Here is a 13,411-nt window from a genome sequence, read left to right as displayed (position 1 = left end):
CGTACGAGCTGAGCATGCGGGTGCACGTGAACGGCGATCTCCTGGGCTCGGTCGAAGGGCCCGAAGGCGCACGAGATCCTCCCTTGGCGGGAGTAGACCGGGTTCGTCTCGGTGCCGGGCTGCCGCCACACAGCCCGGCGGTGCGAGTCAGTAGATGTTCGAGGGACGGACCATGCCCTCGGCGAGGTCGCCGAAGCCCGGGGCGATGACCGAGCCGGGATTGACCACGACCTCCTCGACGACGAGCGTTTCGGTGGTCAGCAGCAGAGCTGCTATGGACGCGGCGCTCTGCAGGGCCGAGCGGGTGACCTTCAGCGGATCGATCACTCCGGCGGCGAACATATCGCCGTAGACGTCGGTGACCGCGTTGAAGCCATGTCCCACAGGCAGTTCCGCGACCTTGACGACCGCCGCGTCACCATCGAATCCGGCGTTGATCGCGATCCAGCGCAACGGCTCCTCCACCGCGCGCCGCACGATCTCCCGGCCCTCGGCCGCATCGCCGGTGAGCTCCAGCAGATCCAGCGCCGGCTGTGCCTGCAGCAGCGCCGTGCCACCGCCCGCGACTACGCCCTCCTCGATCGCGGCGCGGGTGGCGGACAGCGAATCCTCGACCCGGTGCAGCTTTTCACGCAGCTCCACGTCCGTGGCCGCGCCGACGTGCACCACAGCCACCCGGCCGGACAGGCGGGCGATACGCAGCTGCAAGCCGTCCCTGTCGTGCTCGTTCTCCGCGCGTGCCAATTCCCTGTGCAGTTGGGCGATTCGGGTCTGCGCCTCCTGCGCTGTGCCCGCGCCGCCGACGAGCGTGGTGGCGCCTTCGGTGACGGTGACCTTCCGCGCCCGCCCGAGGTGCTCCAGGCGGACGTTCTCCAACGCCAGGCCGGATTCGTCGCTGACCACGCGACCGCCGAGCAGGACCGCCAGATCCTCGAGCTCGGCGACCCGGCGATGGCCGAAACCGGGCGCGCGCACCACCGCGGAGCGGAAGGTGTCGTGAACCGTATTGGTCACCAGCATGTTCAGCGCCGGACCGTCCATGTTCTCGCACAGCACCAGCAGTGGCCGCCCCGTCCGCTGTACCTGTTCGAGTACCGGCATCAGCGTCTGCACCGTGGCGATCTTCTGGTTGGTGAGCAGCACGTAGGCGTCGTCGAGCACCGCCTCCATCCGGTCCTTGTCGGTCACGAAATACGGTGACAGATAACCGTGGTCGATTTCGATGCCGTCGACGTAGCTCAGTTCCAGACCGAGCTGCGGCCATTCCTCCACGGTGACGACGCCGTTCACGCCGACCCGGTCCAGGGCCGAGGCGATGACGTCGCCGATCTCGGTGTCGTTGTTGGCCGACAACATCGCGACATGCCGCAGATCGTCGAGTCCGGTGATCGGGCGCGCACGCTCGCGCAGCACCTCGACGACCGCGGCGGTCGCCCGCTCGATGCCGCGTTTGAGCGCAACGGGATTCGCCCCGCCCTCCACCGCGCGCAACCCCTCCCGGACCATCGCCTGCGCGAGCACGGTCGCGGTGGTCGTGCCGTCGCCCGCGACACCGTTCGTCTTGGTGGCGACCTCCTTCACCAGCTGGGCGCCCATATTCGCGAAGGGATCGCGCAGTTGGATCTCCTTGGCGATGGTGACACCGTCGTTGGTGATGGTCGGGGCGCCGGTGAGTTTCTCCAGCACCGCATTACGGCCTCGGGGACCCAGGGTGACCTTGACCGCGTCGGCCAACGCGTTGACCCCCGCCTCGAGGAGACCGCGGGCCTCGCCGCGGAAACGTAGTTCTTTTGCCATGTCGCACGCACCTTGTCGTCAGTGTTTGTCGCCGGGCCCGATCAGGGGACCAGGATCGCCCGGCCCCGGACCTGTCCGGCGTCCAGATCGCGCAGCGCCGAATCGAAGTCGGCGAGGGGGTATTTCGTGGTGTGCAGGCGCACCTTGTCCTGCGCCGCGAGCGCCATCAGCTCGACCAGATCGTTGTAGGAGCCGACCAGGTTGCCGATGAAATTGATTTCGGCGGAGATGATGTCGATGGTCGGGACAGACAGCACGCCGCCGTAGCCGATGACGTAGTAGTTCCCCGCGCGGCGCAGCATGCCGACACCGGCCTCGAGCGCGCCGCCCTCGCCGACGAAGTCCAGCACCGCCTCCGCGCCCTGGCCGCCGGTCAGTTCGCGCACTGCCGCCACCTCGGTACCGTCGGCGAGCACCGTGTGGCGTGCGCCGATCGTGCGCGCCAGCTCCAATGCGGCAGGGGAGCGGTCCACGACGATGGTCGTCGCGGGGGACAGCGCCGTGAACACCTGAATGCCGATGTGGCCGAGGCCGCCCGCGCCGATCAGCACGGCGGTATCGCCGGGCCGCAGCCGGCGAGCCGCCTTAGCCACCGCGTGGTACGCGGTGAGCCCCGCGTCCGCCAGGGCCGCCACGTCCGCGGGCGCCAGGGTGCGGTCCAGCCGGACCACCGCGCGCGCGGAGGTGCGCAGGTATTCGGCGTAGCCACCGTCGGTGTCGATGCCAGGGAATTGCGAACTCGCGCAATGCACATCGTCACCGGCCCGGCAGGCCCGGCACAGCCCGCAGGTGATCAGCGGGTGCAGGATCACCGGATCACCCACGGCCACATTGGTGACCGCGGACCCTACCGACTCGACCCAGCCGGCATTCTCGTGTCCGATCGTATAGGGCAGTGTCACACCACTTTTGGCCTCCCATTGGCCTTCGATGATGTGCAGGTCGGTGCGGCACACGCCCGCGCCGCCGATCCGGACGATCACGTCGAACGGGCCCTCGAGGCGGGGGTCGGGTACATCGACCAGTTCCGGCTTGGATTCGTACGCCGGTAATCGCACGGCCTTCATCGTTGTGCTCCCATCGGTTCCGTATTCACCGCGGTAGCGCCGTACCTCGTGGCGAGCAGCCCGCGGCAGAAATGTGCGTTGCCCTCCACGCTCACCCGCACGGTGTGGGCGAAGCGGACGTATGTCGAGGCGTCCGCTGCCGCGATCGGTTCGCCGGACTCGTCGACGAGCAGCCGATCGCCGGGCTCCGCGCCCAGCCCGATCGCGATCCGGCGGCGGCACAGCGAATCCCGTGCCGGTCCGGCGGGAATATCGCCGAGCCGCAATCTCTCCGGTGTGTCGGGCAGATCTCCCAGAGCGCGGATCGAGCGGTCCAGCGCGGCGAGGTAGACCTTGCGCTGGAATCGTGTGCGCAACTCTTCGAGTTCGCCGGCGGCCTCGTGCGGGAAACTGCCGACGAAGCCGGTGGCGGCCGCGACCCCGGCATTGATCTCCTGTGCCGCGAAATGGTCGACCAATTCGATGCTGACAGCCGTGACGCCCTCGGCCGAACCTACCGCGTCGCGGGCATCGGCGACCATCAGATACGCGAAATTCGGCGCGCAGAAGTATGTCGGCAGCCGCAGCCGAACCCATGCCCGCCCGTCCTCATCGACCCGGACGTCGGAGACGAATCGCAGCACCACCAGCGATTCTCCCAGTTCCGGGTCGTGCACGGTATCGAGTGCCGCCCAGACCCGGGCGGCGACGGCGTCTGGTCCGCAGTGCCCGAGCGGCTCTGATCCGATCATGCCGGCACCGAGTCCGCGAGCTCGAGCCCGGCGGGCACCGCGATGTCGTACATCCGAGCGGCATTGAGCCCCAGGATCTTCTTCTTCTGCGCCACGGTCAGCGGCGTGTATTCGGTCATGTCCTCCGGGATCTGGAAGTCGACGAACCGCTCCACCAGCCACTTCGGCGTCCACAGCGCGTAATCGCTGGAGAACTGGATGCGATCCTCGTCCAGCCAGTACAGCAGCTCGCCGATGATCTGCGCGAAATACCGTGGCCGCGTGTGGATGAACGGCATCGCGACCGCCAATCCGGCGTGCACGTTGGGCTCCTGCGTGGCGATCCAGCAGAAGTCCTCCAGCCGGGGCAGACCGCAGTGTTCGACGATGAAGTTCAGCTCCGTGAAATCGGTGGCGACCTTGTCGACATCGGCGACGTCGAACGAATCACGGTCCAGCGGACGGATCGTCGGGCCCTTGTGGACGTGGATATTGGTGATGCCCAGCTCCTGACAAGCATCCAGATAACGGTAGGTCCATGGATCGTCGAGCTTGTAGCCACGCGAATCACCGTGCCACTCGGCGGTGTACAGCTTCACGCCCTTGAGCCCGAACCGTTCGGCGTCGCGGCGCAGCTGCGCGAGTCCCTCCTCGCCGTAGCGGGGATCCCAGTTGTGGTTGTAGGTCAGTTTGTCCGGATGTGCCTGCGCCAGTGCGAAAGCCTCCTCGGTCTGGCCGAAACCGGTGTGGTAGAACTCGCTCAGCCGGGCGGGCTGGAAGATCGCGTGGTCCACGTGGCCGTTCTCGAACAGGTCCCGCATCAGCCGTTCGCGGCCGTAGTACAGGTAGTCCTCGTACGGCCACAGCTCCGATTCGGGGCTCAGATTGCGGTGGTAGTCGTAGAAGCAGTCGATGAACTGCTTGCCGTGGATGTTGCGCTGGTTGGCCGGGCGCGCGTCCCACAGCGCGATGTGCGCGTCGACGATGAAGTAGCGCTCGCCGTCCTTCTCGTACATGATGTCTCCGTTGATCTCTGGAGTTGTTCTACTGGACCGGTTTCAGGTCGAAATCGATGTATTCGGCGGCGTCCTCGGGGTTGGCGAACAGCATGGTCCGGTCGTCGAAGTGCACCATCCGCCCGTAGTGGGTGGACATGATCTCCTCGAAGTCGGTCAGGTCGAACGGTGTGCCGAGCGCGTCGGTGATCTCGCCGAAATCGAAGACCAGGACGTTGCCGCCGTCGACGCGGATCATCGACGGATATTCGGTGATCGTGACGTCGTCCTTGGCGCCCATCACCTCCGCGACGACGTAGCCGTTCTGGTTGTTCATGAGGGTGACGCCGCACATATTCGACGATCCGACACCCACACCGAATTGCATTGCGCCGGCGCTCATCAGGACTCCTTCTGCTGATCGAGATCGAATTCCAGGCCGAGATCGGCCAGCACGGAGCGCAGTCCGGCCTTCGCGGCCTCGAACGACTGCGCGAACGGCACCGTGCGCTCCTGCGGCTGCGACCAGATCGGTTGCAGCTCACGGGCCGCGGCCAGGCTCAGCGGCGCCCAGGTGGCCAGCCACCGGTGCATGACCTCCCGGTTGTGCGGGCCGTGCCGGTCGTCGTGGGCGAGCTGGGTGAACAGCGCCCGGGTGTAGGCCAGGTCGCGGTTGTAGTCGTGTTCGCCGGAGCCGACCAGTGCGGGGGTCACGTAATCGCCGTTGCGGGCGGAGATCTGCATCACCAGGTGGCTGCGGAACAGCACGCCCACCAACTGTTCGTAGACGATGTTGGTGGCGAAGACCGCCTCGGCCCAATCGCCTGCGGCGGTGAGCAGTTCGACGTTGCGGCGCACGCCCTGCCACACCGGATCCTCGTGCCACACCGTGCGGTGCACCGAACCGTCGAAGCCGGACAGCGATTCGCTGAGGTCCAGATTGTACAGCGCCAGATCCTGGGCGAAACGCAGCTTGTGCGCGCTGTTCACCGCGACCGCGTTATTGATCATGTTGGTCGGACCGGAGCGCTGCACGGCGGTGAACACATGCAGGCCCAGGCCGTTCTCCGCATGCATCCAGGCGCCCAGATGGCGTTCGATGAACCGCACCCAGCTCGGCGCCCAGGACTCGTAGGCCGAGGCCAGTTTGGCGTTGTCGAGATTCTGCTGGGTCTGCCGCACCACATTGGCGTTGTTGCGGTAGATCGTCTGCTCCCACTCCTCGTTCGGGTCGCGGAAGCGATGCCAGTCCGTGGCCTTCAGGGCGGTCCACTCCTGCGGGTAGCCGCCCGGGCCGTCGGCGAATCCGTAGATCCAGCCCTGCGTGAGGTGCCGGTCCGGATCGGGCTGCACGTCGAAGGTGACGTCCTCGTAGGTGGTGGCCCGCAGCTTGGCGGGCTGGAAGTAGTTGTAGGAGCGGCTGTTCGAGCTCGGGAACTCCAGCGCGCCGGCCTCGGCGTCGGTGAACTGCGGCTTGGGGAAGCTGCGTGGCGCTTTGGGCTGGGCCGCGTGTTCGGCGGTGGATGCGCTCATCTGTCGGTACTCACTTTCAGTGTTCGGTGACCGCGGTGGTGAACTTGTCGAAATGGATGCGTTCGCGGGCAACGCCTTTGCCGTCCAGCAGCGCGAGTGCGGCGTCGACCATGGGCGGTGGGCCGCACAGATAGACGTCGGTGTCCTCCAGGTCGGTCTCGCGCCGGCCGACCACGTCGGTGACGAAGCCGAAATCGCCCTCGATGACCCCCATCCGGGGCCAGTCGGCGGTGGTGTCCTGCGACAGCGCGGGCACGAAGCGGAATTCGGGCAGACTGCCTCCGAGCTCGATGATCTCGGGCAGGTAGAACAGGTCGCCCGCGGTGCGCGCCCCGTAGTAGAACCGCACGGCCCGCGTGCTGCCGGTCTCGGCCAGGTGTCGCAGCAGCGACAGGATCGGCGCCATCCCCGCGCCGCCGCCGATGCAGACGATGTCGCGAACCTGGCCGGGTTTGATGGTGAACGACCCGTACGGGCCGCGCAGCGTCAGCTCGTCCCCGACGCCGAGACCATCGGTCAGCAGCGCTGAGAAGCGTCCGCCCGCATAGCATTTGATGATGAACTCGATGCCGTCTGCCGAGGGGGTCGTCGCCATGGAGAACGACCGGTGCTCGTCGGTACCGGGAATCAGCACCTCGGAGTACTGGCCGGGTTTGAAGGTGTAGTTCCCGGGCTCGACCGGCGTGAGCTCGAGCGAGACGATGTCGGGCGTCAACCGGGTCAGCGCCGTGATTCGAGTCCGGACCTGTTGCAGCGGAACGGCATTGTGCAGCTCGTCCTCGTCGAAGTTGATCAGCTCTATGGTGCAATCGCTGTAGACGTGCGTCTTGCACAGCAGCACATAGCCTTCCTCGCTCTCGTAGTCGGCCAGCGCGAAGGTGGAATAGCGGTCCATCTGCACGTCGCCGTCGAGCAGGAACGACTTACAGGCCGAGCACTGCCCCTCACGGCAGCCGTGCATCAGCGAAATGCCCTGCCGGAAAGCGGCATCCAGGACAGTCTCCTGTTCGTCCACGTCGATTTCGAGGTCGACCGGATCGAATCGGATGCGGTGGGTGTCACCCATGGGACTCTCGTTTCTGCGGGGCCCGGTGGCGGGGCGTGCGTGCGTCTCGCTGCCGCCACCGGGCAGGCCGGAGGCGGTCCGGCCGTCTTTCAGGCGGGTGTCCGGGCGGGCCGCCCGCCGGGGCCACCGGCGGTGTAGGCGGCGATATGCGCCGCCCGCTCGGCGTCCGACATCTCGTTCAGCAGCACGTTCGGGCTCTGGAAGGTGATGCCGCGCACGTCGTCCAGCGTCCACAGCTTCTTCTCGTCGTCCAGATCCAGATGCGGCTGCGGGATGAGCGTCTTGCCGTCGTCGCGCACATAGCCGAGCTTGGCGATGATGTCGGCGAGATCCTCGTTGTGGTGCAGGGTCTCCCATTCCCGGAATCCGGTCAGCCGCCCCATATTCGGTGTCGGCCTGCCCTCGTACTCGGGGCGGAAGGCCTTGATGTCGGTCCAGGCGCAGGTTTCCGAGCAGTAGGTACGCCACTGGCCGTCGACCTTCTCGGTGACCATGTCCGGGCGAATCAGGCACGGCACCATGCACGTCCAGCACCGGTGCGGATACTGGTAGTCCACATCCTCGAACGCGATCGGCTTGTTCTTACCGGGGTAGCGCAGCCGGTTGTAGTTTTCCCACCACTTGCCGTATTTGTTGTACCAGCCGGGGTACTTCTCCTCGAACCATTCGAAGTCCGTGTCGGTCATCGGGTCGATGCGCCAGTAGTTGACCGGCCAGCCGGTGGCGAAGAACTGCGCGACCTCGTGCACATAGCCCTTGTGCACGATGCGGTTCCACGCCTCCTCCACCAGATCGTGCGGAATCTTCAGCCCGTACTTCTCCAGCGGGATCAGGTAGCTGCGGTAATAGTCGTCGTAGATCCAGCGTCGCCACATCTCGGCGTAGCTGTCGCGGTCCTTGCGGCGGTCCTTGGTGCCGTACTCGATGAAGGTGCCGATCGCGGCGTCGACCACACAGTGGTTGTTCCACCACGCGTAGCGCAGATCCCGTTCCAGCAGTTGGCGGTTGCGCTCGTCGGCCAGGGCCATCAGCAGGATCGAATAGCCATTGGAGATGTGCCGCGATTCGTCGGACTGCACCGAGTGGAACACCGTCGGCAGCAGATAGTCGCCGTTGGCCGCGGCCTCCGAGGGCATGGCCACGAAAAGGGTGTTGGTGAAGGCGGTTTCGGCGACCACGGTCAGATAGATGTTGGCCGCGGTGATGGCGTCGCCGGTGATGAATCCCTCGCCGAACTGACGGCCGATGGTTCCGGCGTAGTTGTTGGCGAAGCCCTTCTCGCTGATATCGAATCCGGCCGGGTCGATGTAGTGATTCATGTAGAGCCGCTTGAGGTTCATCTGAATCGTGGAGTGCCGGACCTCGTCGATCATCTGCACGGCCAGGCCGTTGTGGATCTGCGGATTCGGCACCGCGTCGATGGCCATGGGCATCGCCCGTGCCGCGGAGATCTCCGGGAACGGGATGATCGATAGGAACAGCTTCTGCCATTCCATCCAGCGCTGCTGCACCTGACGGAACATATTGCCGCGAATCGCGCCGTCCATCGCGCCGAAAACGCGGTTGTCCTTTTCCTCTTCCATCGGGAAGTAGGAGCGCAGGATCTGCTTGAGCGGATCCTTCTTGGGCGCCTTGTCGAAGCTGTAGTCGGTACCGAATCGCGTGGCGGGCGTCGCGAAGGTCGGTTCCCAGGACAGTTCGGTGATCTTCTTGTGGGCTTTGCTCAGACTCTGTCTGCTCAAGGTGTCCTCCTCCAGGCCGGTTCATCCGGGCTGTGATTCATGACACCGGAATCATGGTCGCCTGCGCGTCTCAGGATGAGACCTGTCTCACACTGAGACGGCGTAGCGTCTGTCACACGGGAGTAAGTACGAGGTGAACGGTGATGAGCGCAGTCGATCGCAGTGTCCGGGTCCGTCAGGCCCGTGCACAGTTCCTGGCAGAGGGGTCCACCGATGAACCGGTTGTCGGCGCCACCGTCCTGGATTCGTGGCATCGGTCCATGGACCTGCGCGTGCATCCGGACCGGGTCGATCTGAACTTCCTGCGCGAACCCGATCCGGGCTCCCCGCTGGCGATCGCCGGGATGCCGGTGGTGCGCAAGCTGGCCGAGGATCTGGCCGCGCACACCGTCAGCGTCATCCTCAGCTCCGCCGACGGTCTGGTGCTCGAACGGGTCGCCTCCGAACCGGTGATGATGCGTGCGCTGGACGAGGTGCAGTTGGCGCGCGGCTACAGCTACGCCGAACAGTTCGTGGGCACCAACGGTATCGGCACCGCGCTGGAGACCGGGCGGCCCACCTTCATTCATGGCGGCGAGCACTACCTCGACTCACTGGGCCAACTCGCCTGTGCCGGAACGCCGATCCGCGATCCGATCTCGGGCAAGGTCGCCGGTGTGCTCGACTTGACCTGCTGGGCAACCGGTTCCGATCCGCTGCTACTGGCCCTGGCTCGCACGGCGGGCAGCCAGATCGAGGATCGGATGGGCGCGCTGGCCACCGAGACCGAGGCCGCGCTGCTGGAAGCGTATCTGCGCCAATGCCGCCGCTATCCGGCAGGCGTGATCGCGGTCGGCGACGACATCATGCTGATGAACCGGTATCTGCGGCGGGCTCTGGATGCCGGTGATCAGAATGTACTGCTGGAGCACGCGTCGGATCTGCGCCGACTGGGGCGCACGGGCGCGGCGGTCTGCGTGCTGCCGAGCGGGCGGACCGCGAAGGTCGCGATGGCCGAGCAGATCAGTGTGCGCCCCAATCGGATCGATGCGATCGTCCACGTCGGCCTGGTCGCCGAGTCGGCGTTGCACGGCGCCGTTCATCGGGACGCCCCACCGATCACGGGCCTGGCCGGGCACAGCAGCTCCTGGCGGCGCAGCTGCCAGCAGGTCGAGCGCTGCTGCGGCGACCGGGCGTGGGTGGCACTCGATGGCGAAATCGGTTCGGGCCGTGCGAAACTTGCCGAAATGGTCGCACACCACACGCGGCCCGACCGGACGGTGCCGGTGCTGCGCGCCGGGCGCCGCACCTCTCCCGAGGATATTCTCGCCGCGCTGACCGCGGCGACCGCGGCGGACGACTTCGATATCGTGCTCGCCGATATCGATCGGCTGCCCGCATCGATCGTCGAGCCGATTTCGGCGGTGCTGCAGTCCTGCGCGGGCCGAGGCTGGATCGCGGCCACCATGAATTCGGCCACCCACGCCTCTGCTGCCGAGGCGCTGCTGCTGCCCTTCTTCATGCATACCGTGACCGTGCCCGCCCTGCGGTATCGGATCGACGATCTGGACGACCTGGTACCCCATCTGCTGCGCGAACTCACCCGCAATGCCGATGTGCGTCTGTCGCCCACCGCATTCCGCCAGCTGACCCGCCTGCCGTGGCCGGGCAACGTCGCCCAGCTCCGACAAGTGCTGTCCGACACCCTGACTCGCCAGCGATCCGGGACGATCCCCGCGGAAAAACTACCGCCGGAATGCCATTCACTGGCGCGGCGCACCCTCACCCGCCTGGAGGCACTCGAACGCGACGCGATTGTCCGCAGTCTGCAGGACAGCGACGGGGACAAACCGGCCGCAGCGCGTGCCCTGGGCATCTCCCGGGCGACGATGTACCGCAAGATCAAGGACTACGGCATCGCCTGACCGGGCCGCCACCCACGATCAGACCGGAAAGGTGACCCCGGTCAGTTCTTCCGAGACCGTCCAGAGGCGTCGCTGGATGGATTCGTCGTGGGACCGACGGCTGGACTTGACCACCGTAGGGTAGCCCCTGCTCTCGAAAAGACCGTTGGGGCCGTAGTATTGGCCGCCGACCGCGGCGGGGTCGGTGGCGGCGCGCAGCGTGGGCAGGGCGCCCATCGCCGGGCTCTGGCCGATCAGCGGCGTGAAGGGGGCGACGAACGCGGGCATGTTGCGCATCAGTTCGGTGTCGGAGGCGCCGGGGTGGGCGGCGACCGCGATGGTGGAGTCCTTGCCGGACAGTCGACGCTGCAATTCGTAGGTGAACATCAGATTCGCCAGCTTGGATTGGCCGTACGCGCGAACGCGGCTGTAGGACCTCTCGAACTGGAGATCCTCGAAGTTGATCCGGGCCAGGATGCGGTGCCCGACGCTACTGACCGTCACCACCCGCGAGCCCGGCACCGGCAGGATATGGTCGAGCAGTAGTCCGGTGAGGGCGAAGTGCCCCAAATGGTTTGTGCCGAACTGCAACTCGAACCCGTCCTGGGTCGCCTGCTTCGGCGGGTACATCACTCCGGCGTTGTTGATCAGCAGATCAATCCTCGGATGATCGGCGCGCAGCGCGTCCGCCGCGGCACGGACGGAGTCCAGCGAGCCCAGATCGAGTTGCTGGAGCGTGACGTCGGCGCCGGGGACGGCGTCGGCGATGCGGGCCAGGGCGCTCTTTCCCTTCTCGATGTTCCGCACCGCCAGCACCACCGACGCGCCGTGCTCGGCGAGCAGCCGGGCGGTCTCGAATCCCAGCCCGGTGTTCGCGCCGGTGACCACGGCGAGCCGCCCCTGCTGGCCGGGGATGTCATCGCTGGTCCACTGTTCGCTCACGGTTCCTCCTAATTACAGACCATCGGTCTCTTGTATCTGCCACCGTAAGAGACCGGCGGTCTGCTGTCAAGAGACCGTTGGTCTGTAATATGAACCCATGCCTTTTCAGCGCGCGCGCAGCGAGGAGCAACGGGAGATTCGGCGCCGGACGATTCTGGACACCGCCTCCACGATGCTCGAGTCCATGCCCGCGGCCGAGGTCAGTCTCAACGAATTGAGTCGGCGGGCCTGCCTGGCCAAGTCGAATGTGTTGCGCTACTTCGAGTCCCGCGAAGCAATCCTGCTGGAACTCCTCGATCGCGCCATGAAGCGATGGCTGGCCGAGCTGTCCGGCCGGCTGACCGACGAGATCGACCCCGCCGCCGCGCCCGGCGAGCGTGGTGACCGGATCGCCGCGACCCTCACCCGCTCGCTCGTGCCGGAGCGGATGCTGTGCGACCTGCTCAGCTCACAGGCCGGCGTCCTGGGGCAGAAGATCTCCGTCGAGGTCGTCGCCGCCTACAAGCGCGCGATGTTCGACAACAACACCACACTGGCCGGGCTGGTCGGCAGCCACCTGCCGGAACTGGACGCCGAGGCCGCATGGCGCTTGTGCGCCACGGCCCTGATACTCACCGGCGCCCTGTGGGGGCACACGCACCATTCCGCCAGCGTCCTCGCCGCCTACCAGGCCGACCCCAGCCTGGCGCCGATGCATATGGACTTCGCTGAAACCCTCCAGGATTCGCTCACCACGGCGATCGCCGGAACACTCGCTCGCGCAGGCGCTTCGCCCACGCGTTGAGCCTGCGCCGCATCCCGCCCCCTGCGTGCGGGGTGGCCGGGCGCAGACGCGACGGCGCGAACAGTTCGCCGGGCGCAGCCGGCCTGCGCTGCCGAGTTAGGGTGTATACGGCGCTTACATCGGTGAGGCGTACGAGTGGCGACATAGGTGAGGGTTGGGTCATGCCGAAGCCGGGTGATACGTACCACCACGGTGACCTGCGCGCGGCCTGTGTCCGCGCCGCACGGGAGCTGCTGGAGGAGAACGGCAGCGCCGCCCTGTCCCTGCGCGCCGTCGCGCGTCGGGCGGGCGTATCGCCCACCGCCCCCTACCGCCACTACGCCGACCGCGACGCTCTGGTCTCCGCGGTCGCGGCCGAGGGTTACCGGGAATTGACCGGATATCTGGCCGAGGCCCATCCGACCCCGACCAACTCGAACGACGTATCCGACGTAGCGATCGCTTACGTCCGCTTCGCGCTCGACCATCCCGCCCTGTTCCGCGCGATGTTCTCCGAACCCTGCGACCCCACCAGCCCCGAACGCCAGGCCGCGACCACCGCGATCCGCGAATACGTCGCGAACCTGGTCCATCAGGTGGCCCCCGACTCCGCCGTGGACCCGCTGTCGACAGCCGTCTGGGCTCTGGTCCACGGCCTGGCCTTCCTGCACCTGGACGGCAAACTCGACGCTTCCGACCCCGACGCGGTAGCCACGCGAATACGGGCTGCTGTCAACGCCATTCGCACCGCCGCCCTGCCCGCTTGACACCGTGACAGATCATCCCGAGTGACGATCCATCACCGATCACGGTCCGGCATTCCCGCACATCAACGGGAAAATCGACGCTCCGACACGCGACCGGAAAGTTTGTGTGTCACAACGTAATAGGGGGTGGGTAGGGGGCAGCGCAG

General features: G+C 66.5%; 12 protein-coding genes. 3 read left to right on the top strand and 9 right to left on the bottom strand.

What is annotated here, in order from left to right; genetic code table 11:
• Positions 1-147: 147 nt before the first annotated feature.
• From groL to JZ791_RS15765, 8 genes are all read right to left on the bottom strand, one after another.
• Complete coding sequence (groL, locus tag JZ791_RS15800) at positions 148-1,797, bottom strand: chaperonin GroEL (protein ID WP_216895521.1); 1,650 nt, start codon at positions 1,795-1,797, stop codon at positions 148-150.
• Between the two features lie 41 nt (positions 1,798-1,838).
• Positions 1,839-2,864 carry an NAD(P)-dependent alcohol dehydrogenase gene (locus JZ791_RS15795; RefSeq protein WP_216895520.1) on the bottom strand — a complete coding sequence of 342 codons (1,026 nt, stop codon included), beginning with the start codon at positions 2,862-2,864 and terminating at the stop codon, positions 1,839-1,841.
• Positions 2,861-3,595 carry a metal-sulfur cluster assembly factor gene (locus JZ791_RS15790; protein WP_216895517.1) on the bottom strand — a complete coding sequence of 245 codons (735 nt, stop codon included), beginning with the start codon at positions 3,593-3,595 and terminating at the stop codon, positions 2,861-2,863. The genes JZ791_RS15795 and JZ791_RS15790 overlap by 4 nt, the downstream gene beginning before the upstream one ends.
• Entirely contained in the window at positions 3,592-4,590 is a 999-nt protein-coding gene (locus JZ791_RS15785) for an amidohydrolase family protein (RefSeq protein ID WP_216895515.1), read from the bottom strand. The genes JZ791_RS15790 and JZ791_RS15785 overlap by 4 nt, the downstream gene beginning before the upstream one ends.
• 28 nt (positions 4,591-4,618) lie before the next feature.
• Positions 4,619-4,972 (bottom strand): propane 2-monooxygenase effector subunit MimD, encoded by a 354-nt coding sequence (gene mimD, locus JZ791_RS15780; protein WP_254205785.1) that lies wholly within the window; start codon positions 4,970-4,972, stop codon positions 4,619-4,621.
• Entirely contained in the window at positions 4,972-6,102 is a 1,131-nt protein-coding gene (locus JZ791_RS15775; RefSeq protein WP_216895513.1) for an aromatic/alkene monooxygenase hydroxylase subunit beta, read from the bottom strand. The genes mimD and JZ791_RS15775 overlap by 1 nt, the downstream gene beginning before the upstream one ends.
• A 16-nt stretch (positions 6,103-6,118) precedes the next feature.
• The gene (locus tag JZ791_RS15770; RefSeq protein WP_216895512.1) at positions 6,119-7,168 is read right to left on the bottom strand and encodes a 2Fe-2S iron-sulfur cluster-binding protein; all 1,050 of its coding nucleotides are present in this window, start codon (positions 7,166-7,168) and stop codon (positions 6,119-6,121) included.
• An 89-nt stretch (positions 7,169-7,257) separates the two neighbouring features.
• Positions 7,258-8,910, bottom strand: coding sequence for a ferritin family protein (locus tag JZ791_RS15765; protein ID WP_216895511.1), 1,653 nt, complete (start codon positions 8,908-8,910; stop codon positions 7,258-7,260).
• Between the two features lie 143 nt (positions 8,911-9,053).
• On the opposite strand from JZ791_RS15765, the gene JZ791_RS15760 reads away from it, so the two are divergent.
• Entirely contained in the window at positions 9,054-10,814 is a 1,761-nt protein-coding gene (locus tag JZ791_RS15760; RefSeq protein ID WP_216895510.1) for a sigma-54-dependent Fis family transcriptional regulator, read from the top strand.
• 18 nt (positions 10,815-10,832) lie between these two features.
• On the opposite strand, the gene JZ791_RS15755 is transcribed toward JZ791_RS15760, so the two are convergent.
• Positions 10,833-11,735, bottom strand: coding sequence for an SDR family NAD(P)-dependent oxidoreductase (locus tag JZ791_RS15755; protein WP_216895509.1), 903 nt, complete (start codon positions 11,733-11,735; stop codon positions 10,833-10,835).
• A 97-nt stretch (positions 11,736-11,832) separates the two neighbouring features.
• Here JZ791_RS15755 and JZ791_RS15750 point away from each other — a divergent pair, with 97 nt between their 5' ends.
• Positions 11,833-12,519 carry a TetR/AcrR family transcriptional regulator gene (locus JZ791_RS15750; protein WP_216895507.1) on the top strand — a complete coding sequence of 229 codons (687 nt, stop codon included), beginning with the start codon at positions 11,833-11,835 and terminating at the stop codon, positions 12,517-12,519.
• Positions 12,520-12,680: 161 nt separating this feature from the next.
• Entirely contained in the window at positions 12,681-13,265 is a 585-nt protein-coding gene (locus JZ791_RS15745) for a TetR/AcrR family transcriptional regulator (protein WP_216895505.1), read from the top strand.
• The last annotated feature ends 146 nt before the right edge of the window (positions 13,266-13,411 follow it).

The sequence above is a fragment of the Nocardia alni genome (genome assembly GCF_019038435.1).
In the GTDB taxonomy this organism is placed as follows: domain Bacteria; phylum Actinomycetota; class Actinomycetes; order Mycobacteriales; family Mycobacteriaceae; genus Nocardia; species Nocardia alni.
This window is presented reverse-complemented; position numbering and strand designations above follow the sequence as displayed.

Excerpts from the sequence above, each read along its gene's own strand:
- JZ791_RS15785 (WP_216895515.1), bottom strand. The coding sequence starts at position 4,590 with ATGTACGAGAAGGACGGCGAGCGCTACTTCATCGTCGACGCGCACATC.
- groL (WP_216895521.1), bottom strand. The coding sequence starts at position 1,797 with ATGGCAAAAGAACTACGTTTCCGCGGCGAGGCCCGCGGTCTCCTCGAG.
- JZ791_RS15760 (WP_216895510.1), top strand. The coding sequence starts at position 9,054 with ATGAGCGCAGTCGATCGCAGTGTCCGGGTCCGTCAGGCCCGTGCACAG.
- JZ791_RS15790 (WP_216895517.1), bottom strand. The coding sequence starts at position 3,595 with ATGATCGGATCAGAGCCGCTCGGGCACTGCGGACCAGACGCCGTCGCC.
- JZ791_RS15750 (WP_216895507.1), top strand. The coding sequence starts at position 11,833 with ATGCCTTTTCAGCGCGCGCGCAGCGAGGAGCAACGGGAGATTCGGCGC.
- mimD (WP_254205785.1), bottom strand. The coding sequence starts at position 4,972 with ATGAGCGCCGGCGCAATGCAATTCGGTGTGGGTGTCGGATCGTCGAAT.
- JZ791_RS15745 (WP_216895505.1), top strand. The coding sequence starts at position 12,681 with ATGCCGAAGCCGGGTGATACGTACCACCACGGTGACCTGCGCGCGGCC.
- JZ791_RS15795 (WP_216895520.1), bottom strand. The coding sequence starts at position 2,864 with ATGAAGGCCGTGCGATTACCGGCGTACGAATCCAAGCCGGAACTGGTC.
- JZ791_RS15770 (WP_216895512.1), bottom strand. The coding sequence starts at position 7,168 with ATGGGTGACACCCACCGCATCCGATTCGATCCGGTCGACCTCGAAATC.
- JZ791_RS15775 (WP_216895513.1), bottom strand. The coding sequence starts at position 6,102 with ATGAGCGCATCCACCGCCGAACACGCGGCCCAGCCCAAAGCGCCACGC.